The 20,976-nt window shown below is 60.8% G+C and carries 21 protein-coding genes; 10 read left to right on the forward strand and 11 right to left on the reverse strand.

All coding sequences use genetic code 11. The features are described 5' to 3' along the window. Positions 1-6 precede the first annotated feature (6 nt). The 6 genes from NG895_RS06405 to NG895_RS06430 all read right to left on the reverse strand — a co-directional run bounded on the left by NG895_RS06405 (position 7) and on the right by NG895_RS06430 (position 6,534). On the reverse strand, positions 7-579 hold the full coding sequence (locus tag NG895_RS06405; protein ID WP_252851639.1) for a hypothetical protein: 573 nt from the start codon (positions 577-579) through the stop codon (positions 7-9). Between the two features lie 6 nt (positions 580-585). Next, positions 586-1,407 carry a type VI secretion system tube protein Hcp gene (locus tag NG895_RS06410; protein ID WP_252851640.1) on the reverse strand — a complete coding sequence of 274 codons (822 nt, stop codon included), beginning with the start codon at positions 1,405-1,407 and terminating at the stop codon, positions 586-588. Positions 1,408-1,585: 178 nt separating this feature from the next. Continuing rightward, entirely contained in the window at positions 1,586-2,617 is a 1,032-nt protein-coding gene (locus NG895_RS06415) for a phosphotransferase enzyme family protein (protein WP_252851641.1), read from the reverse strand. Positions 2,618-2,707: 90 nt separating this feature from the next. Continuing rightward, entirely contained in the window at positions 2,708-3,760 is a 1,053-nt protein-coding gene (locus NG895_RS06420; RefSeq protein ID WP_252851642.1) for a dihydrodipicolinate synthase family protein, read from the reverse strand. A 34-nt stretch (positions 3,761-3,794) separates the two neighbouring features. Further along, positions 3,795-4,832 (reverse strand): NAD-dependent epimerase/dehydratase family protein, encoded by a 1,038-nt coding sequence (locus NG895_RS06425; protein ID WP_252851643.1) that lies wholly within the window; start codon positions 4,830-4,832, stop codon positions 3,795-3,797. 31 nt (positions 4,833-4,863) lie between these two features. After that, positions 4,864-6,534 (reverse strand): GxGYxYP domain-containing protein, encoded by a 1,671-nt coding sequence (locus tag NG895_RS06430; RefSeq protein WP_252851644.1) that lies wholly within the window; start codon positions 6,532-6,534, stop codon positions 4,864-4,866. Between the two features lie 193 nt (positions 6,535-6,727). On the opposite strand from NG895_RS06430, the gene NG895_RS06435 reads away from it, so the two are divergent. From NG895_RS06435 to NG895_RS06445, 3 genes are all read left to right on the forward strand, one after another. Next, positions 6,728-7,060 (forward strand): hypothetical protein, encoded by a 333-nt coding sequence (locus NG895_RS06435; RefSeq protein ID WP_252851645.1) that lies wholly within the window; start codon positions 6,728-6,730, stop codon positions 7,058-7,060. A 554-nt stretch (positions 7,061-7,614) separates the two neighbouring features. Continuing rightward, positions 7,615-9,600, forward strand: a complete 1,986-nt coding sequence (locus tag NG895_RS06440; protein WP_252851646.1) for a cellulase family glycosylhydrolase — start codon at positions 7,615-7,617, stop codon at positions 9,598-9,600. A 183-nt stretch (positions 9,601-9,783) separates the two neighbouring features. Continuing rightward, positions 9,784-10,353, forward strand: a complete 570-nt coding sequence (locus NG895_RS06445) for a hypothetical protein (protein WP_252851647.1) — start codon at positions 9,784-9,786, stop codon at positions 10,351-10,353. A gap of 36 nt (positions 10,354-10,389) precedes the next feature. Here NG895_RS06445 and NG895_RS06450 read toward each other — a convergent pair whose 3' ends face one another. Further along, positions 10,390-11,334 carry a YHYH protein gene (locus tag NG895_RS06450; RefSeq protein WP_252851648.1) on the reverse strand — a complete coding sequence of 315 codons (945 nt, stop codon included), beginning with the start codon at positions 11,332-11,334 and terminating at the stop codon, positions 10,390-10,392. A 169-nt stretch (positions 11,335-11,503) separates the two neighbouring features. On the opposite strand from NG895_RS06450, the gene NG895_RS06455 reads away from it, so the two are divergent. From NG895_RS06455 to NG895_RS06475, 5 genes are all read left to right on the forward strand, one after another. Beyond that, on the forward strand, positions 11,504-12,037 hold the full coding sequence (locus tag NG895_RS06455) for a hypothetical protein (protein WP_252851649.1): 534 nt from the start codon (positions 11,504-11,506) through the stop codon (positions 12,035-12,037). 30 nt (positions 12,038-12,067) lie between these two features. Then, on the forward strand, positions 12,068-12,511 hold the full coding sequence (locus NG895_RS06460; protein ID WP_252851650.1) for a hypothetical protein: 444 nt from the start codon (positions 12,068-12,070) through the stop codon (positions 12,509-12,511). 44 nt (positions 12,512-12,555) lie between these two features. After that, on the forward strand, positions 12,556-12,960 hold the full coding sequence (locus NG895_RS06465; RefSeq protein ID WP_252851651.1) for a hypothetical protein: 405 nt from the start codon (positions 12,556-12,558) through the stop codon (positions 12,958-12,960). A gap of 29 nt (positions 12,961-12,989) precedes the next feature. Further along, positions 12,990-13,466, forward strand: a complete 477-nt coding sequence (locus NG895_RS06470) for a SecDF P1 head subdomain-containing protein (RefSeq protein WP_252851652.1) — start codon at positions 12,990-12,992, stop codon at positions 13,464-13,466. A gap of 100 nt (positions 13,467-13,566) precedes the next feature. Further along, positions 13,567-14,001, forward strand: coding sequence for a hypothetical protein (locus NG895_RS06475; RefSeq protein ID WP_252851653.1), 435 nt, complete (start codon positions 13,567-13,569; stop codon positions 13,999-14,001). 38 nt (positions 14,002-14,039) lie between these two features. On the opposite strand, the gene larE is transcribed toward NG895_RS06475, so the two are convergent. The 4 genes from larE to NG895_RS06495 all read right to left on the reverse strand — a co-directional run bounded on the left by larE (position 14,040) and on the right by NG895_RS06495 (position 18,040). After that, positions 14,040-14,879 carry an ATP-dependent sacrificial sulfur transferase LarE gene (gene larE / locus NG895_RS06480; RefSeq protein ID WP_252851654.1) on the reverse strand — a complete coding sequence of 280 codons (840 nt, stop codon included), beginning with the start codon at positions 14,877-14,879 and terminating at the stop codon, positions 14,040-14,042. Between the two features lie 135 nt (positions 14,880-15,014). Then, positions 15,015-15,815, reverse strand: coding sequence for a UvrB/UvrC motif-containing protein (locus NG895_RS30540; RefSeq protein ID WP_252851655.1), 801 nt, complete (start codon positions 15,813-15,815; stop codon positions 15,015-15,017). Between the two features lie 109 nt (positions 15,816-15,924). Beyond that, complete coding sequence (locus NG895_RS06490; protein WP_252851656.1) at positions 15,925-16,701, reverse strand: hypothetical protein; 777 nt, start codon at positions 16,699-16,701, stop codon at positions 15,925-15,927. Between the two features lie 22 nt (positions 16,702-16,723). After that, complete coding sequence (locus NG895_RS06495) at positions 16,724-18,040, reverse strand: 3-keto-alpha-glucoside-1,2-lyase-like domain-containing protein (protein ID WP_252851657.1); 1,317 nt, start codon at positions 18,038-18,040, stop codon at positions 16,724-16,726. Between the two features lie 268 nt (positions 18,041-18,308). On the opposite strand from NG895_RS06495, the gene recA reads away from it, so the two are divergent. Together recA and NG895_RS06505 are read left to right on the forward strand one after the other, a co-directional pair. Next, entirely contained in the window at positions 18,309-19,436 is a 1,128-nt protein-coding gene (gene recA, locus NG895_RS06500) for a recombinase RecA (protein WP_279676003.1), read from the forward strand. 26 nt (positions 19,437-19,462) lie between these two features. Further along, positions 19,463-20,971, forward strand: coding sequence for a trypsin-like peptidase domain-containing protein (locus NG895_RS06505; RefSeq protein WP_252851658.1), 1,509 nt, complete (start codon positions 19,463-19,465; stop codon positions 20,969-20,971). Positions 20,972-20,976: the final 5 nt, after the last annotated feature.

Below are 20,976 nucleotides of genomic sequence, written 5' to 3' on the forward strand. Positions count from 1 at the left end.
GACGGGCTACGCTCCCGACCCCTGCCCATGCCACAACGATTCGTCCGGCGTCGCGCCCTCCAGCGCCTGGGCGATCTGAGCCGTGCGGTTCAGGGCTTCGTCGAGCGGCTTGCTCCAGGGACCTTCTTTCGCTCGCTGCCAGGCGGCTTGGGCCATCTCGATGGCCGGATCGTCGCCGGGGGCCAGGGGCTCCTGGGGCAACTGGTCGTAGTACGCGCGGAACATGGTGGTCGAGGCGAAAAATGCTCGCATGCCAACCTGGTCGGCCAGTGCTGCTTGCAGCCTCAAGGCGGCGTGCTCGTGCACCCGCTTGGCGGGGTCGGTGTTCGAGAGGCCCCAGTCGAGTTGCGTCAGGCAGGCGGGGCCCTCGACCAGGGCGTGGCACGTTTCGTGCAGAATCATCTGCGCCAGCGAGTCGTCCGGGTCCAGCGTCTCGGATGTGCCGATCGTCAGCACGCCGGCGCCATCCCACGAGGCGTTCACCTCCGCGCTGCGCTCCACTCGCATGCCCATCTGCCGTGCGGCGTGCAGCCATACCAGGTCGAGCGGGTCGCAGTAAGTCTTGGTGATCTTTCGCACGGGTAGCTACGCCAACGGTTCGGTTCGGTGCCGGCTCACAAGTGCCACACCCACAATCCCCAAGATAGCAAGTGCCAGGGGGGTTGGCTCGGGTACCGCTTCGGTAGCAGCCATGGACGGCGTCGTTGTCGATCCCAAGTGGTTGCGCCAAACGTTGTAGTCGGCCAGATCCACCAGCCCGTCGGCATTACCGTCCGCGCCCGAGCCGATTGGCACGGGAATGGTGCCGAACTGGGACTTCCATTGTCCGTAGTCGGACTGGTCGACGGTGCCATCGCCGTTGTAATCGCCGGGCAGTGGTCCCGCGCTCACGGCCCCTGCAGGGAACGAGAAGTCGTACTCAAATGTTACGACGTCCAACAGCGATCCATCGCGGGAATCGTACGTGTAGTGACTCAGCGTGAGACTCTCCGAAACCAGGGTGCCGTTGAGTTGTCCCGGCGCTCCACCCGAGTAGGTCACGGACAATTGTGGCGTCAGGGCGTTTTCGTATTCGTAGCTGGTCATCAGCTGGTCGTCGTCCCACAGTTCGACCTGCACGGAATCGAAAGACCGCGCCAGCATCAGGGCGTTGGTGAGAAACGGATAGGCACTGTCGGTTGGCATGCTGAATTTGGTGGAGAGCGACTCCCGACCTAATCTGCCGTTGTCGAAGGGGCGAAGGATGTCGAACTGAAAGCGGGAAAGGTCGGACCATCCCTGGTGTGCCGCGTCGGTACTTTCGCCATCGACCCCATCGAACTTGATGTAGCCGGCGGCCTGGACGAGTTGGCAGGACGTCATGCCGAGTAGCGTGCCAAGCAAAATCGCAACTGCTGCCTTGTGCATGGTTCCATCTCCTACTGTTCTGCGGTGGTCGGCGCGATCGGTAGCCCGGGGCTACGAACCGTCACCACCGGAAAAAAGGTCCTAGAGTATAGGGGGTAGGCTTGGCGGCGCTAAGCGTGACTTCGGACCAGAAGAAATTAAATGCCTGGCGAGAAACGATCCACAATTTAGCCGTTGGCTAGATCTGGCTCGTATCAATGTCCATTCTCTCGCCCGAGAGCCAGAATTGCTCGATCCATGCCAAGCTTTCCGCTACCGTGGTGGCGGGGTTGCCAAATGCAGTTTGCCAATGCTCAATAGCCGGTTTGGTAACCAGATAGTTCAGGATGGTGGGTAGCAGCATCACTTCGTCCAGCGAGTCGAGTTGCTCGCGCTCCAGCGTGTATTCCTCGCGGTAGCCGCTTACCATTTTCGAGAGCACATGCCCGGCAAGCTCCGGCGACGCATGGGGCACGCGGAGACTGGGATAATAGTAGTGACCGAACAGCAGCACCACAAAGTCCCACGTCCGCCAACCATAGCACCCCAGGTCGAAGTCGATGATCTCGATCCGGCCATCTTCCACCAGGAAGTTGCCCGCATGCAGGTCGCGATGCACCAGGCCGAACTGTCGCGACGGTGTCGGCCATTGTTTCACCTGTTCGAGAAACGCGGCCATCTTTTCCGTCACTCGCGGGTTGTAGCAGGGGAGCAGCGGATCGGGGATCTGCATCTCCTTATCGTCGCACCACGGCTTGCGATTTTCGTCGGCAGGCAACTGTAAGTCGTCCGAGGCGCGGTGCACGCGGGCAATTTCGCGACCCAGATTCTGTAGCAGCTCGTCGTTCCACGCGGGATTGGTCGCCGGGTTCACCGACTGGCCAGCGAAACGTTTGAAGCAACTAACGTGCATCTCGCCGATGTCGAGCTCGATGGTCTCGAGCCACTCTCCGCGGCGCGATTCGATGGGCGTGGTCACCGTGCAGCCGTGGCGAATCAAATGATCGAGCCACAGCAGCTCGCCCAAAAGTTCGCTCCGTTCGCGGACCGACCCATCGCTGATACGGATGATTACCGGCTGCCCAGCGTCGGATACGGTGCCGAACACATGGTTGATGCCATCGCGGATGAGCTCGGTGTCCTCCAGGTCCAACGCCCAATGGGCCGCGCATTCGGCAAGGGCGTCGTGATAGGGCGACGAGTCGGCAACGGGCACGTGGTTGGGGTCCATAGGCGACCTCTCTTCGTAGCAACAGGCGGACGGGGCGATTGCGCCATGAGTATACAGGAGGCTGCCCCCCCGTCGGGTGTTTGGCAGCGGTCAACCTCGCAGCCATTCGTCGCGGTGTTGATCGACGAACTCGTCGTCCCGCAGGTGCGGGTAGGCAGCCCAGATGCGGTCGAGTTCTTGCATCTGCCCCGCGCTCAGGCACTCGTGGGGCGACAGGCAATGGATGTTTTCGAGCATCCCGTGGCGCCGCAAAACTTCGTGGATGCCGGAGATGCAGCCGTGAAAACCGTGGTGGGCATCGAAGATGGCGCCGTTCGCATCGGTGAGCTCGGCCGCCAGTTGGAGCCACTGCGGGTTCAGTTGCCCGTCGTTCATCGCGTCGCGACACTGCTGCAACAGCTCGACGGCCCTGGACGTCCACACGGCCCATTGTCCCAGCAGTCCGCCCACAAAACGCACTCGCTTCTGCTGGCCCGCTACATGGAACTCGTAGGGCGTGAGCAGGTCGACGACGATGTTGTCGTCGTTGCCTGTGTAGAGCGCGATGTCTTGCCGGCCACTTTCGGCCACTGCTCGCAGGACATCCAGCGTCCTGTAGCGATCGAAGGCAGCCACTTTGATCGCTTTCGCATTCTCGATCTCGCAGAAGCCGCGCCAAAACTCGACGGAAAGATCGATGCCGCCCACGCTGGGCTGCAGGTAGAAACCAAACACCGGCAGTATCTCCGCCACGGCGCGGCAATGGTCAAGCAGCCCTGCGACCGACTTGTCTTCAACCGCCGCCAGCGACACGAGCCCCAGGTCGTATCGCAGGTCGCGGGCCATGCTCGCCTCGCGAGTCGCCTGAAGCGTGTCGCCGCAAACGCCTGCCACGCGGACCAGGCGGTTGCCACTAGCGTGCTCTGCGCGGTCCATCTCTTCGGCAGCGAGCGCCAGGACGGGCTCGAGCAGACCAGTCTGCGGCTCGTGAATCTCGAACTGGGTCGTGTGCACCCCCACGGCCAGGCCGCCGGCGCCCGCGGCCAGATAATAACGGCTAAGCCCACGTTGCCGCCGCTCGTCGAGCTGCTTCGACTCGGTGAGCGCCAAGGGATGGGCGGGAATCACCAGGCCGCTCTGTAATGCCTCGAATGTGTCCGACACTTGAAAGGTACCTGCCAGCAGGGAATGAAAGCGGTCAGAATTTGCCGTCCCGCACTTCGAAGTGGGTGGGCTTGCCCCAGGTTGGCAGGCCGCGGGATACCCACTGGGCGGTGGCTTCGATCATCTCGTCCAGCGTGGTCGGCGGAGCGCCCAAGAGCTCGTGCGACTTGCGCGAATCGCTGAGCAATGCCGAGGGAGATTCCTCGCTGGTAAACGAGACGTCCCGATCAAGCAATTCGCCGAATCGAGTCGCCACCTCGCGAACCGAGAGTTTCTCGCCGCCCGTCAAGTTCAAGATGCACGGTGGGCTGCTGGCATGGGACAGGCTGGCAAGTGTCATCGCGCAGGCGTCAGGCTGCCAAATCACGTTGAAGTACCCCATCGTCAGGTTGACCGGTTCGCCCTGCATCACCTTGGTAGCAATGTCGACCAGCACCCCGTAACGAAACTCGGTCGCGTAGTTGAGACGGATGATCACCGTGGGCGTGTCATACTGCTGGCTGAAGTACTCGCAGATGCGTTCGCGGCCCAGGCAACTGTTGGCGTACTCGCCCACCGGATCGAGCGGACTAGTTTCGGTTGACCCGTGGCCTGCCTGGTGGTCGACCAGTCCATAGATGTTACCGGTCGAAAAGCACAGCAGGCGGCTAACGCGAAACCGCTCGCACACCAGGCCCGGCAAGAACACATTTGCGGCCCAGGTAGTGGCGGCTTGCCCCGAGGTGCCGAACTTCATGCCCGCGAGAAACAGCACATTGGCGCAATCAGGCAGGCTGTCCAGGAAATTTCTATCGAACAGGTCGCCGGCGATCGTTTCGACGCCCCACTTGTCGAGTGCCGAGCGTGCTTGGGTGTTAGAAAACCGGCTTGCGGCGAAGACTCGCTGGCCTGTGCCCAACTGATCGATCGAACGCTGCGCCAAGACCGCGAGCGTAGGACCGAGCTTTCCGCCGGCGCCGAGAATCAATAGATCGCCATCGAGACCTTCAATCGCGCTCAGCGATTGCGCCGTAGGTCGGCTGGTAATCTCGTCGGCCTCGTCCACCACTTGAGGTACGGAGATCTCGGCCATGGTTTACGCCTTACAAGAGGGTTTCGATAAGCTATTGACCGCGCGCCTCGGCCTGCAACTGAAAGTAATGATCCGCCCGCACGAATTCGAGCTGGGGGTGCTGCCTTTTCAGTTCCTCGGCCAGCTTCACCAGTTTCTCCGGTTGCAACTCCTCCCAGACGTTGGCCTGGTAGCTCACGAACTCGGGACGGCTGCCGTCGTGGCGAGCGAGGCGTCGCTCGAGCGAACGTTGAAAATGCTCCTGCGAGCCACAGTAGCAGATGGCCAGCCGTTCGAACTTCAGGCGATCGTTCACCACGCTTGACCGCACAGAGGGATCATCCTTGAAATTCTGCACGGTCACCCCCAACAGCGACGGGCAGTTATGCTCGTACACGCGGCGCTGCATTTCGGTGAGGTTGTCCCAGACGGTCACTACTCGCAGGCCCGACCGCTGGAGGTAACGCGAGGTCAATTTGGCGTAGGCCGTCATGCGTGGTTCGGAATCGAGCATGGTGCCCAAGGGGGCGCCCTCTTCCCACAGCGTGTTGACCGGCATCAGGTACCCCATGCCCGAAGGGCCGCAGACCAGGCAATCGTTCGGCGTGGCGGTCGAGCGGTAGTAACGCAGCAGGCCCGGCGCGATGTCGACCAGCCCGGGCGAGATAGTCCAGCTGAGCGGCATCTGCCCGCGGACCTCGGCAGTGCGATCCCAGATCCGCCGCATGGCGTGCTGCACGTATTGGATGTTGTCGCCGTCGCTGTAGAACATGCAGACGTACAGTTTGTTTTCGAGTGGCGGAGTCGGCGGTACCTCGGGTACGGGCACATCGTGGTTGCCGCCGGCAAATACCGTGGCGTTCATAAAGTGGTCGGCGGGCATGGTGCCGATGCCGTACTTGGTAGCCGTGGTCACGCCCGATCGCTCAGTGGTGTACCAGCCCAGCATCACCGCGTCGCCCGCCGGCATGTCGGCCAGAAACTTCTCGAACAGCTCCCGCTCGGCCGGTTCGCGGCAATCGAGCCATACGGCCGCCGCACCACACGCGGCCGCCAGGTCGCGAGTATGATGGTAATCGCCGCCGCGACCTGCGGGGCGGGCGCTCAACAGAAAACGCTTCTCGCATTCTGGCCAGTAGTGTTCGTGCAAGTGCTCGTACACGTCGATGGCGGTTGGCAGTTCCAACTGCGAAAGATCCTCCAGCACGGGCAGATCGATCTTCTGATCGCGCAACCGCTCGAGGGTGCTCTCGGTAACGGGCAGGGCCTTGCGCAGTCCGGCCACGGTGGCGGCCATGTTTCGCAGATGGGCGTTCTTACTCGGATCGTACAGCACCAGGCCTCGCACTTCGCCGGCGTAGCGAGCCACCAGGTCGAATTTGTTGCGATAGTTGAATGTCTCGCCGAGCTTCCAGTTGCAGGTTTCGAGCCAGGTGTCCCAGCCTTCTTCGCTCCGCCGCTGAATGAGCCAGATCCGTGGCCGCTTGCGATTCACGTGCCCCGCGAGCGCCGCAAAGGTGAGTTGCTCGTCGGGCGTCAACGATTGCACGGCGATGGCATCCAGCGCGTCGGCCGGTGTCTGGAAGTGCGGCAACAACTGCCCCTCGGGCCAGGTGATCCCCTCGGGTGACTCGGCTATTGAATGTCCCGCCAGTGCGAACGCTAGGCAGGCGAGCAATAACAGCAGCTTGGAACGGGAATTCAGAATCGATGAATGAGTCATACGGCTATCATCCGGAAGGAACGTCGCCCCGCAGGCAAGCAGGGCAGGGGGGAAGTTCTATTAGAACGATCCGCGGCGGGGGATTCCAGTCGGAAGACGCAGGTTTGGAGTGGAATCGGGAGAAGTTGTATACTACACGGGGAACTGCCTAAGGGTGTGCATTCAGTAAAGACATATGGGAGCAGCGCAGAGAATGCTAAGAGCCGACCTACTAAAAGATCCATTGACGCAGGTTGTCTTCATTCATCACTATCTGCAGCTCTGTTTCCAAGATGCAGGCTTTAGCTTCTACAATCCAGTTGAGCTTATTGCCGAGTACTCGAATTTTCTTCAAGGCGAGCCTGGATTTGCGGATGCTTTGGTTGGACTCATAGATCAGGAAGTAGCCCGAGTGGTTGGGGAGCCTTCACTCACAATCGAATTCAAGAATGGAGTCATTCTGAAGGTGGCCGAGGATGGGGAGGGGCCAGAGGCTTGGGAATACTATGCATTGAGTGGTGAGAGTATTGTTGAGCAGAACACTTGAGGCTCCAGTAGGACTCGTCTTGCGAGGGCGATTCGCAGACTCGTTGCGGTCTCGGTCACGTTCCGGAAGGTGGAGAGTCTGCTCCTCGACCGCTTGTTGGTTAATTTCCACAAACCCGGGGCGGCGTTTGGCTCGTTCCTCGCCGGCGCTTGCCCCGGGCTACGGTATTTCGCCCCTTCGGGGCTGTTTCGGGACGACGCATTCTTACTGCAGTGCCCGCCCATCAAGGTTGGTCCGCGGCCAATGGTTGGCGCGACCAACCATCGCGGCTTTGTAGTCTCTTGTGCCATCTCTTTTTCACGGTGAGTTTCACTCCGTGTCTCCGTGTGCTCTGTGGTTGTTGCCACCTTTAATACGTGCGGGACTGTGCAGAATCGCTCAAGATAGTAGCCGGCGGGATGGACAGCTCGCTTGTGCCCAATTGCCCTGGAAACTAGGCTAGAGATAGGCACGCAAAGCGGCATGGGTCCGCTTCTCCGGAACACAAACAGGCGCGAGCGAGGCGACACTTCTGCCCGAGGTCACCGCTCCCACTCACCCCTGGTGATTGATCGATGACCACTTCCCGTTTCTATGCTTTAGTACTTGCCATCGGCAGCCTGGCCATGATGCTCGCCAGCGTGACGAGCGAAGCCACCGCACGAGATCGCTGGACCCCGGAACAGGCGTGGTCGTGGTACAACGACCAGCCGACGCTGTTCGGGGCCAACTACGTGATGGGCTACGCCGTGAGCGCGACCGAGATGTGGCAGGCCGACGTGAGCACGCCCGGCGCCAACACGTTCGACTTGAACCAGATTGAGTTCGAACTCGATCGCGCCCAGCAGGCCGGCATGAACACGTTGCGGGTCACGCTGAGCTACGAAGTGTGGAAGGACGACCGCGACGGTTTCATGAATCGGCTCGAACAGTTTGTGTCCGCGGCCGACGATCGTGGCATTCGGCCGACGTTCATCTTCTGGGACGACGTGAATTTCACGTTCTTCGACCACACGACCAACAAAGACCCCTACCTGGGCGTGCAGGCCGACCCTACCCCCGGGGTGCACAATTCGCAGTGGACCGGCACGGGCGGACGGCCGGTGCTCGATCATCCCGAGAACTGGGAACTGTCGCACCTCGACCCGGCTATCGGGGCAGGCACCAAGCAGTACGTACAATCGATCGTCGGCCAGTATGCAGACGATTCGCGGGTGCTGATGTGGAACGCCTACAACGAACCATCGAACTTCGGCAACGGGGCGAACCGCGTCAGTCGCTTGATTCAAGCCACGGCCGATTGGGCTCGCCAACTTGATCCGCAGCAGCCAATTTCGTTCGACGTCTGGGGAGGAGCAACCGACGGTGTGGCCCTGACCGAGTCGGACGTTGTCTCGTATCACATTTACGCGGGACCTGAAGCCACCATCCGGGAAATCAACCGCCAACTCAGTGCGGGGCGCCCGGTCGTGCTCACCGAGTGGATGGCCCGCACCTTTGGTAGCACGGTACCCGACATCCTGCCCGACCTCGAGGAGATGGGCGTGGCCAGCTACAACTGGGGCCTGGTGAATGGCGACCAGCAGACACACTGGGCGTGGGGCTCGCCGCCGCAGACCGACACCACCGAACCGCCGCTGTGGTTCCACGATTTGTACCGCCGCGATGGCACGCCTTACATTGCCGAAGAGATTGAGATGTACCAGCACTTTCGCCAGCGCGACACGCTGCTGCGCTCGGCCGATAGTCGATACGTGGAGATCGAAAACGCCAGCTTCGAGTCGCCCGACCTGGGCGGGGTGCCCGACGCGCACGTGCATCGCGGCTTCGATGGTTGGACCATCACCCACGAAGCGGGCGATTGGGTCGGTGGGACCATCGTGCCCGACACCTGGCACTTCGACGAGCCGGTGCCCGATGGAACGCAGGCCGCGTTTGCCATCGACCTGGAAATCGCCCAGACACTGGATGAGTCGCTCGCGGCCGACGTCTACTACCTGCTGCAGGTCGACGTAGGGCACCGCAACGGCCGCGATCTGCCGGACTACGACATCGACCTCTACGCCGGCGGAGTCGAACTCGATCCGTTGAGCCTGGCCCTATCGAACCCGGTGGAAGGTCAGTGGACCGAAGCCAGCAAGATTTACCAGGTGGCCGCTGGCGACCCCTTGTTGGGCCTGCCGCTGGAGATTCGGCTGAGCAGCACCGGGCTCGAAACGTTCTTCGACAACGTACGACTGATTGCGATTGATTCGATCGACGAGATTGGCGTCACCAGCGACCTGAACCGCGATGGCGTGATCGACATCGAGGACTGGAGTCTTTTCTCCGCCCACGCTTACACCGATCTGAGCCACCTGACGCCGGCGCAGCAGTTCCTGCATGGCGACCTGGATCGCGATGGCGACTCGGACTATGACGACTTCCGGATGTTCAAGAGCGATTACGAAGCGGCCCACGGTCCGGGCTCGTTCCAGGCCATGCTGGCCGTGCCCGAACCCTCCGCGGCGCTAGTGCTGCTGTTGGGAGTCGCCGGGGTGGCGATCTGCCAGCGGAGGTAAAGCGGGGGGAGTCCGCCGGGTGGATGGTCTATGACTCCACGGCTGCCCCGCGAACGGCAAGAGGGACGTGGCCCGGGGAATGGGCAAGGACTCCGAGGGGTAGTTTGGCTCAACCGGCCATCGGGTTTATACTCGATCCATCGTTGTGGCGGGCGCTGTACTCACCCACCTGGTGATGGCGAAATGGAAACACTTCTTGCTCTGCTCGGAATCATGTTGGCGATAGCCGTCTTGGTGGGCTACGGCTGGTGCGGCGCGTGGGTGGTGCGTGACGCCAGGAGACACGGCGAGTTGGGGTGGTCGATTGCCGTATTGGTTTGGATGTTCGGACCGCTGGCAGCGGCAGCCTGGTGGTTTGCTCGACCAAAACCGAGTGCGGACAGCAGACAGGCCAACTGTGCGGACGCGAACGACTCCATCCGCGAACGTCGATTGCTGCAAATTCTGATATTCAGCGGCGTATTGGCGATTGTCGGAGTGGTGGGTTGCGTGTGGATCGCCTCCAACATCCAACGAGTCGACCGAACTGCTGTAAACAGTCGAGCCCCCTACACAAGGGGCGCCCACACGCCAGAGGAAAAGGACTCGCTGCTGGAGTTCTACCTGGCGTTTCGAATCCCCACGTTGGTTGCCATCTTCGGTGGCGCGCTGGGAGTGGCCGTATCGCTTTATCTGCTGCGGCAGGTCAGGGCCAGGAACAACCAGGCTCGCTCGGTCGTGCAGGGAGCGCTATTGAATTCCATTCGCCGCTGACGTTCGTTGGCTGGGCAAAGCGATCGACCATCCACCTTACCGCGGTGGTCGTCTCCGGCCAGCAGGCTCGCGGCGCTCGAAGTCCGGCGATGGTGTGCCGCGGAAGGCGCGGGGAATGACCGGCCAGTCTTCGGTGAGAAAGTACGCGTAGGTGCCTTCGGGAAACTCGGGCGTCACGCATTGCCGGCCGTTACAGCCGTCGAGGTTGCCCGTGCCCGCGGCGTACCGGTAATCGGCGACGAACGTCCCATCGTAAGTGCCACCCGGTTGGTCGATGCCGCCTGGCCGCCGGCCCGACTTCAGGCGGTAGCTCGACTTGAGGGCGACAATCTCCGAGTTGGCGTCGTCCGCCTTGCGGTATCCATACACTGCGTAGATGGGAAAACCATCGGCCGCCCAACCCACCAGCGGCGAGTGCTCCTTGTCGCTCAGCTTCACACGATCCAGCAAGGCTGTCGGCAGTCCGTGATAGTGATACGCGCCATTGGGCTGCACGTGGGCATGGCTCATATCGATACCCAGCCGAATGGCGCCTGACAGCGGTTCGTACTGCCACTGGCTGTCGCGCTGGCCAAGGTAGAATTCCGCCGCGCCGGGATCGAACAACACGCCATTAATCGCAATGCCAAACGGCTGGTGATCTAGCGGGGTCAGGTCCACCGCGACTTTTGGATCGGCGGGCAAGCGGAACTCGTACCGTTGTGCCCGTAGCGAGTTGGGGTTGCTGCCGTTGGGGAATCGGCCCGTCTGGTGATCGGGCATGCCATTGGCGCGAATGACCCGATGCTCGCCCTCGATGCTTATGTGGACCTCAGATTTTTCTGGCGGCTGTGAGCGACTCGGTACCTTGCTCATCTTGCCGCGGGATTGGGTGACGTTGTGCCGACGCGTCGGTCGCTCGCGTGGCGACTGCGCGACAGCCGCCGTCATGGCGACCAGCGTCAGCAGTCCTGCCAGACGTAAGGTAGTGGTTCGTCGCATGAGTTCCATCCTGTTTCTCTGTGAGTGCTGGCAATTCTGGAGCTAATGTACTAACCCTTGAAATGCAATTTGGTTCCGGCGCGAGGGGCGTACCACGCCCGGACACGTCGCTGCGAATAGGAGTATACTACAAACGAAAGCAATGTTGCCTGCATGGAGTCGCTGAGCCATGAGTCATCGAAGCGAAAGAACCGCAGGCGGCATGGTTCTAAAGCTGATGCTGTGCATCGGGGTCTGGCCGGTAACATTTGTGGCGGTAGTTCTCTTCTGGCGGCATGTCGACCGTGTTCAGGGGCAGCAGGAGGTGCAGGAGTTCATCCAGAGTCACCAGGCCATCGTCGCCGAACGACGGAAGAATCCGAGAGTTTATGCTTTCGACGTCGCTGCGGATCAGGAGGACGATTCGCGGCTGCTGGTCGAGTGGGATGTAGCGGACAAGGAGACCTATCTGATGTTGGACGACGACGTCAGCGGCTGGATCAATCTGTCGCAGACACCTACTTGGCGATGTAAAATGCGGTCGGATGAAGAACTGCCGAATGACTTCGGTGCGATGGCATTCGGCATGGGCGAACTGGGGGAGGCGTTGTTTCGTTTGAAAGTGGCAGTAGCGGTAGCAACTCTGGTCACGCTAGTCGTGCTGGCAGGCTGCTTAGTACAGCTTTGGTCCGCAGGAAAAACGCGGACGACCATCGTTGAGTAATACTCCTCAAACGCCGATGTGGGCACTGCCATGGATGAATCCAACCCCTATCAATCGTCGGGCACTCGGTCGGAGCCGCAGGGCACCCCGCCGTCTGACGGCCCTCGATTGATGTTGGTGTTGCTCGGCACCTCGGTTGGCTGCGCGCTGGCTGCAGCTGTCGGGTACTGGGGGGCGATCTTTTTCGATTCGATTTCTCCAGCTCTAGTAGCAATGGCCGTGTTGCCTGCTGTTGGCAGCTGGTTGGCTGGTGTTCGCGATCCGGACCAATTGTTCAAGATCGCTGTCTATGGCGTGGTTGTCTGGCTGCTTTGTTTTTCGTTGCAGCCCGCCGTGGCGGGAAGACTCCCGCCAGGGACGCCCAAAGTCAAGATTGGGTGGGTGGGCATTGCTTTCGCTCCATCCTCGCTGCTGGCGGTGATCGGTGCGGGGTTCGCATGTCGTACACCGAAGGTGCGAGACTTAGACCGATGAGCAAGAAGGGGCTCCACTTGTCGACTCGGAAGCTCTCCTACTCGATGCGTGAAATTCTGATCGCGTTCGCGCTGTTGGCGGTCGCCATTTGCTGTTGGAAGGCGGCCGCAATGCTGCATGGCCGACTTTACGAGAGCGAGGAAGCAAGGCGACTCGCCCGAGTGCTCCGCTCGTTGAACGAGTCGCAACCAGCGCGCGACGTGGCGGCCCATCTCTCGCGCGGCGATGCTCGCTATGTTGCCTGCCGAGGCGAGTCCGGCGGTCCTGTCTTTCCGGGCATTTCCAAGGCGGAGTGGCCGGTGATCCAGGGATCGGGCAACTTCTGGGTGATCGATGGGAACGCCGGCGCAGCCGAATCTGGCTATCATCGACAGCTTATCGACCGTGCATGGCAATACGCGCGGCGGTACAACGAAGAACTGCAGCGAAAAACAAAGAATCCACAGTAAAATCAGCCGACTCCGGAAAGGGCAAGACCATGCAGCGTATTGCTACTGGCAAGTTTTCGAGTATCGGGTGGCTGCTTCTGTCGCTGGTGTGCCTCGGGGGGTGCGACCCCCGATACGACGCCCGTCCGCTCAGTCCCGGGGCCACGCTGGAGGTCTGGACCATTTCGGCAACGTCGACGCCCAATTCGCGCGCGGCGGTGGACCCCACGAGTGGAGCACCAGTTTACCTGCAGTCGCCAGCGGTCATCTCGTCCAGCGACGTGCAAACCGTTGCGTTGGCCGACGGGCCCAATGGCACGCCAGGATTGCGCGTGACTTTGAATGCTGCCGGCGCCAAAAAGCTGAAGGCCGTCACTACACCGGCCACGGGGCAGCAACTGGCGATCGTGGTTAATGGCCAAGTCGTGGTCATACCAACGGTGCGTTCTCAAATCTCGACCAGCTTCGAAGTGGTCAGCCAGGAGCTGGATGCAACCAAGTTGCTGGACGACCTGACCCGCGATTGAACAAAGCATTCGCGGGACTTGGAAGTCGACTCGCCGGGCGAATGCGAAGCGAATATACTCGGCTGCAGCACAGTCGGCACCACATGGAGGTCCTCCCCGCATGCGCTATTCACTGCAACGAATGCTGGTCGCGATGACACTTGCTTCGGTTTACGCGGGCGTCGCCTTTGGGGCGCCGCACCTTTTGGCGGTGCTGTTGCTTGGCATAGCCAATGGCCTGATGCCCGCTGTTTACGCCGGCGGTGTGATCTACTCGCGACGCAGTTGGCGGGCATTTTGGATCGGTACGGCGGCCTGCGGGATGTTGCCGTCGCTCCTCGCCACCTGGGTGTATTTGCAGCTATTATTCGACTTCGAACTCGACGACTGGACGCGGCTGCTGGATAGATCCGACGACGCTGGCTTACTCGTGCTACGAATATACACGGTGGCTATCCAACTGTTGCCACTTCTCGGAGGCGTGGCCTGCGTACTGATGCGGAGTCTGTTCAAGCCGCAGCGATCGATCATGCCCGAATCGGGCGTGACCGAGTGAGCTGGGCTAGATGAACTGGGCCAGATGAGCCGCGGCGGCTACTGCACTACCGGCAGCCCGGCATTCAAGCTGCCAGAACGGAAGCCGGCCAGATCGATGGTGATGTAACGGAAGCCCAGGTGCTGGAATTCCTCGTGCAGCCAGGCGCGGATGGCGGGTTCGGCCAGCGTCTCGATCGCTTCCAGCGGCACCTCGATGCGGGCCAGATCGCCATCGTGAAAACGGACACGGCATTCGCAGATGCCCAAACTGTGCAGTCGTTGCTCTGCCTGGTCGATCATCCGCAGGCGCTCGGGCGTCACTTCCTGACCGTACGCCACGCGACTGGCCAGGCAGGGCGAAGGGGGTTTGTCCCACACTTCGAGATCCCAATAACGGGCAAGCGACCGCACGGCGTCCTTGTCGAGCTTGCACTCCACCAGCGGCGCGCGGACACCCGCTTTGTCTGCCGCCGCCAGGCCGGGGCGGTAGTCGCTCAGGTCCTCGGTGATCGTGCCGTTGGCGATGGCGGCAATGCCATGCGCTTCGGCATAACCTCGGAGCACTCCATACAATTCTTGTTTGCAGTGAAAGCAACGATTGGGAGAGTTGCTGACGTACTCGGAGTTTTCCATCTCCGCGGTCGCAATCTCGACATGTTGGATGCCGATGGATTTGGCCACGCGGCGTGCGATGTCGACTTCGCGCTTCGGAACGGCTGGGCCGATGCCAGTAACCGCCACAGCGCGCTCGCCCAGTGCCAGATGCGCGGCTTTTGACACCACAGCGCTGTCGACACCACCGGAGTAGGCGACAACACAGCTTCCGTAGCTGCGGATGTTCGCGACTAATTGGTCGGCCAGCGAAACGACGGCAATGCTCGTTTTGTGCAGAATCATGGATCGTTCGACTTGCGTCTTGAATAGATGCGAGCGGCCCCTGTCGCGCGAAGTAGCTTACCACAGGCGGAAATCCGCAGCTACCGGAGTTGGACTGATTGGGGATAAATAACTCCAGATTGTCTACCCCATCATTCAGGGCAGCTGAGGGGGTTGAGGGTCCTCCAGCCGACGCAACTGGTCGCGGAGATCCGCTGCTTCTTCATAACGTTCCTCAGCGATGGCTTCTTCCAGTTGGCTACGGACTTGTTCGACGGGGTCGAGCGACTCGTCGTCGTCCTCGCCGCCGCCACCACTCTTGGTCACCACGTCCTTCCGCCAGCGGCGCAGGTACTGCAACTCGCCCAGTCGGTCGGCCTGGTTCTCCTGCCCGTAGTCGCCCAGAAACTCTTCCAAGCCGCGAATGCCGGCATCGATCACGTTGATGGCGGCTTCCCACTCCTCCAAATCTACCAGGGGAGTGGCCACCGCGCGGGCGTGCATCATCGTCACGTAGGGGCGCCATTGGTCAAACTGCAACTTGTCGCGATCGTTGCGAGCGTGATTGCGGACAAAGCGGAACAGGGCCAGATTGCGCGACGTATCGCGAGCGCACAATTCGTAGCGGCCAAGGTGCCAGAAGCTGAGATAGCGATGGTAGTACTGGACACCTTCGCGTAAGAGCTCGACGCAGTCTTCCGGTTCCAATAGATAGCGGGCGGCGTCGGGGTTGGCCTGGTCGTGCTGTTCTTGCTGCTGGCGGTGGTAATCGAGCCACGACTCGCAGTCGTTAACCCGCTGCCCATCCGGCCGCCCATCGACGTGCATCTGCAAAATGCCTAGGTCCAGCCGCAATTGAATTCGTTCGGTGCCATCGTCGGCCCGTATGCTCCGTACAGTGACTTCCTCGGGTTGGAAGGCCCACTCACGGAGAATCGGATCAATATCTGGCGACACGGCAAACCTTCAGGGTAAGTAGTTCAAGCAAGCTGGCACCACGACAGTGTCGCCGCGACACCCCAATTATAGCCCGCAACTGCATATTGTGACAAAGGGCGATTGGGGCCTATTGTGCGAGCCACCAGGCCAACAGCGCCGGACCGCAGGCTAGTAGGGCCGCCACGGCGAACAGGATCCACAGGGGCAGCATTGCCAACGTGCGAAGTCGCGTGCCAACTCGCTGGACAACTTTTGTGGCAGCCATCGTAAAGGTATCCACTGCGTCCGCATATCCGGCAACTTCGCCAACAGTCGAACTCGTCAATTGTTCTATCCGCTTGTGTTGCTCCGCAACCTGAGGACTGCGCGATGCCCGCTTGATGACCAGGGACACCGCCGAGCCAATCGTGCGGCGATACGCCCACAACAGCGGCCTGGCGAGCAGCCCGAAGGTCTTGCTGACCGCGCGTTCCACAGCGGGCATCAACACGCGCGAATGGACCTGATCGAACAGCTCTTCGCCAGTGGGTAAGGTGAGCGCGCCGGATCCGAGTTGCTGGTAGTCGTTGGCCGCGCGGCCAGTGATTTCCAACGCTTGTTCCAGCAGCGATTGAATGTTTCCCAGTGCCGCGCGGACCACTCGCAGCAGGCCAAGCAGGGTGCCGAGTGCCACACTCGCCACCAGCGAGTAAATACTCACTGCGAGCCATGGCAGCAGCGAGAGTTCGGCGTACTCGCGAAGTAGCCCACATGCCACCAAAGCAAGCAGTCCCGTCACAATGGCCGTGGACAGCACTTTGCGTATGGCACCGGGTACGCTGATGAGATCGACCAGGTGGTCGACTAGTGCATCGGTGCGATATTTCGCCAGGTCGAGTTGTTTTGCGCGAGGAGGCGTTTCCATACGGACTCCAGGTAGCTGGCGGTTACAGCTCTCGCACGGTGATATCGCGGTACTGAACTTTACTGCCAACGTGGTTTTCGAGTTTGAACTTACCCCGCTCGGGTTGACCAAAATAGGGATGCAGTCGTGCGAACTTGCTTTGCTTGACGCGGTCGTGCCAATCGTCGGTCAGCAAATCATACTCCAGCACCAGGTCCCCGTTCAGCCAGTGCTGCACATGATTCTCACGCACCACGATGCGGGTGTGGTTCCACTCGCCACAGGGGCGCACCGGTTTGCAGGCCACGGGGCCGTACAGATCGATGTTCGCGGCAGTGGAATGGTCGGCCGAAGGTTTGTAGCCCCGCGTCAGGTCGTCGGCCAACTGATACTCGGGGCCCAACCAGATGTAGCGATAGTCGGCCACGCGGTAAAAGATGCCACCATTGCCTTTGCGGGGTAGCCGCCACTCGGCTTCAAACTCAAAGTCGCCAAAGTCTCGAGTGGTGAAGGCGTCTTCGCCCCAGCCTGTGACGGCCAGCGTACCGTCGACGATGCCCCACCCCTTGGGCGGTGCGTCACCCTCTTCGTTGGTCCAACCTTCCAGCGACTTGCCATCGAACAGCGTCGTCTGTGCGGGCACCTTTTCGTCCATCAGCTCCGCGACCTTCGATTCAATCGCTTCGGCCCAGCGGCGGTAGCCCTCGGGCGACAAGTGCAAGAAGTCGGGCATGATCTTCTTACTCAGCGTGTTGTCCTCTTCCAGGAAGACATGGCCGATATCCAGATAGTGAACGGTCTCCCAGTCGGCAAGTTTGCTGATGCCCTGATTCACTTCTTCGATCTTTGTGCGGTACGGATCGTCGGCCGCTTGGGCGCGGGGAAATACCCCCAGCAGTAGAATCTTGGTTTCGGGGCACGCCTCTCGCACCGAATCGACGACGGCCGTGATTCCTTCGATGGTATCTGCCGGTCCAAACCGATTGCGCCCCAAATTGTTCGTGCCAATCATGATGACCGCCAACTTGGGCGACTGCCCGGCGAGGTTGCCGTTCTGGAGTCGGAAGACCACGTGCTGCGTCTGATCGCCTCCGATGCCCAGGTTGCCGGCGTTTCGTTTGCCGTAGAATTCCTTCCAGACTTCGCGACCCCCGCTTCGCCAGCCATCGGTGATCGAATCGCCGATGAACACCAGGTCCCACTGGTTTTGTTTCGCTTGCTCGTTGAACGCTTCATGCCGCTTCATCCAGCGGTCGTCGCGTGGCGAGGGCTTCGTCGTGGCATCGGACGCCCAACCGCTGGGGCACAGACACAAGCTAGCAAGAACCAACGAGAATACCGACGCGTACATGGATCGCATGCTGGTTGCCCCTGAGGATACGGATGCCTGCAAAGATTGCCTAGTTTACCACCCAGCCGGTCTCCGTGCGACCAACCTCCCGGGGCATTTTGAGCGAGAAATCTTCCGAGAAATCTTCTTGCTCGGCGTGGTGAACATCGATATAGTGTTTGTGCGTACAGATGGTCGTTGATGCCTCCTTCCCGGTCGCCCGCTTGCGTGCTACCTAACCTGTGATAAATAAAGAGGGAATTGAAACATGGTCGCCACCGCAACCCAGAACAAGCAAATGGCCAAGAAATCGCAGAGTAAGAAGGCCTCTAAGGCAGCAAGCAAAGCCAAAAGCCCCCCCAAATTGGACATGTTGGAGAACAGCCCCGACTTGAAGAACACGGTGGCCGCCATCGAAAAGCAGTTCGGCGATGGAGCCATCATGCCCCTGGGCAGCGATGCCGATCGCCGGATCGAGGGTATTCCCACCGGTAGCCTGTCGCTCGACATCGCCCTGGGCGGGCAGGGGGTTCCCCGTGGCCGCATCATCGAGGTGTTCGGCCCCGAGTCGAGCGGTAAGACCACGCTGGCCCTGCACGTGGTGGCTAGCGCCCAAAAGGCGGGTGGCATTGCCGCGTTTATCGACGCCGAGCACGCGCTGGACCCCAGTTGGGCCAGGAAACTGGGGGTCGACCTCGAGACGCTGCTGGTCAGCCAGCCCGGCCACGGCGAAGAGGCCATGCACATCACCGAAATGCTGATCAAGAGCAACGCGGTGGACGTAATCGTGATCGACTCGGTGGCTGCCTTGGTACCCAAGAAGGAACTCGATGGCGAGATTGGCGATTCTCACGTCGGCCTGCAGGCCCGGCTGATGAGCCAGTCGATGCGTAAGCTCACCGCTGCCATCGCCAAGTCCAGAACGTCGGTGATCTTCATCAACCAGATCCGCGAAAAGATCGGCGTCATGTTTGGCAGCCCCGAAACCACCCCAGGTGGTCGGGCGCTGAAGTTTTACTCGTCCTGCCGTATCGATGTCCGCAAGACGGGCCAATTGAAGGACGGCGAAGAGGTGGTGGGCCAGCGAGTGCGGACCCGCGTGGTCAAGAACAAGGTCGCCCCGCCTTTCCGCGTTGCAGAATTCGACATGATGCACAAAGATGGTATTAGCTACGAAGGCGATATCATCGACCTGGGACTGGAACAAAAAGTGGTCGCCCGTACCGGGGCATGGTTCCGCTACGGCGACATGCAATTGGGCCAGGGTAAAGAAAAGGCCCGCATGTTCTTGAAGGATAACCCCGATACGGCCGAGGAAATCAAGGAGAAGATCCTGGCCGCGGGCGGTTTCGACGACCTGTTGTCGGCTCATCCCAATGGACAAGCGAATGCCGACGACGAGCCGGCAGACGACGAAGAACTCTGAAGCAACCAAGAGACTGGGACCTCGATTTGAAACTGCAACGGGCAACCTGGCTGCCAGCGGTAGCGTGTGTGTGGACCGCGGTGGCTTGCGCGCCACTTTCGATAGGGCAGGGGACAGCGGATCTGCCGCCGGCGTTGAAGCAACTGGCCGATCTGCAGGATTCGTTGGCTGAGCTGATCGCTCAAGTGGAACCTTCGGTCGTGGCGATCAGCCGTGCGCCGAGTAACGATGCTGCCAGCCGCCGAGATCCGTTCTTGGACTTCGATAGTCGTTTCGGCGGCTTGCTCGGTACGCCCCGCGATCCATTCGACCCCGTGGGAACTGGGGTCGTTATTGGTGCGGACGGCGTAATCTTAACCCAGTACTTGAACGTCCGGCGGGGTGATCAGCATCTGGTTACACTGAGCGACGGCCGTAAGCTGCCTGCCACGATCAAAGCAGCCGACCCGCGGAGCGGGTTGGCCGTGTTGCAGGTGAGCGCTTCGGGTTTGCCGGCCCTCGAGTTTGGCGATGCCGACGCGCTGGCCAAGGGGCATTTTGTGATGACGCTGGGCAATCCGCAGTCGATCATCGCCAGCGGTGAGCCCACGGCCAGTTGGGGCATGGTCAGCAACATCGCCCAGCAGGCGACACCCACCACGAATCTTAACAACACCCTGGACGAGGGGGGACGATCCTACGCCACGACCTTGCACCACCTGGGGACATTGCTGCAATTGGATGCCAGGCTCAACTGGAGCAATGGCGGCGGAGTCGTAGTCGATATGTCGGGCAAACTGGTCGGCATTACCACCGTCGCGGGTACGCTGCCTGGGCATGAATCGCCGGCTGGCTACGCGATTCCAATGACCAGGATCTTTCGTCGCATTGTGGACGATTTGAAAGCGGGACGCGAAGTGGAGTACGGCCTGCTGGGGCTGACGCTCCAGCCGCCGCAACTTCTACCGGCAGGGGCTGCTGGTGCCGTTGTCGACCGAGTGGTGCCAGGAAGCGCCGCCGCCAAGGCAGGCATTCGGCCGGAGGATCGACTGATCGAAGTGGATGGCGAGACCATCCAAACGGTTTCCGATTTGCAACTGAACGTCAGCAGTCTGCCACCCAATAAGCCGGTGACAGTGCGGCTGATTCGCGATGGGCGAGACTTGAAACTGCCCGTTACGCTGTCGAAGTACTACGTCCGCGGCGATAAGCTGTTTACCAGCGGGGTGCGAAGTTGGCGGGGGCTGAAGGTAGACTATTCCACTGCCTTTCCTACCTCCGAAATCGAGCAGGCCGCCATGCAATCGCGAGTCGATCCCGATGGTTGCGTGGTCGTGGTGGAGGTCGAACCCGGAAGTGTGGCCGATCAAGCAGGCATCAAACGTGGGATGTTTGTCAGCCACGTCGGAGAGCAGCGAGTCACCACACCCGATGAGTTTTACGCCGCAGTCGAGGGTGCTGGTGAAACGGTGAACCTCCGTTTCGCCGGTCCAGCCGCTGGTTCGGGTGCGGCGATGGAAGAGGGGCCCGGCGTGCAGATTCCGCCGACCGAGTAACATCT

This window comes from Aeoliella straminimaris (genome assembly GCF_024054565.1).
Lineage (GTDB): Bacteria > Planctomycetota > Planctomycetia > Pirellulales > Lacipirellulaceae > Aeoliella > Aeoliella straminimaris.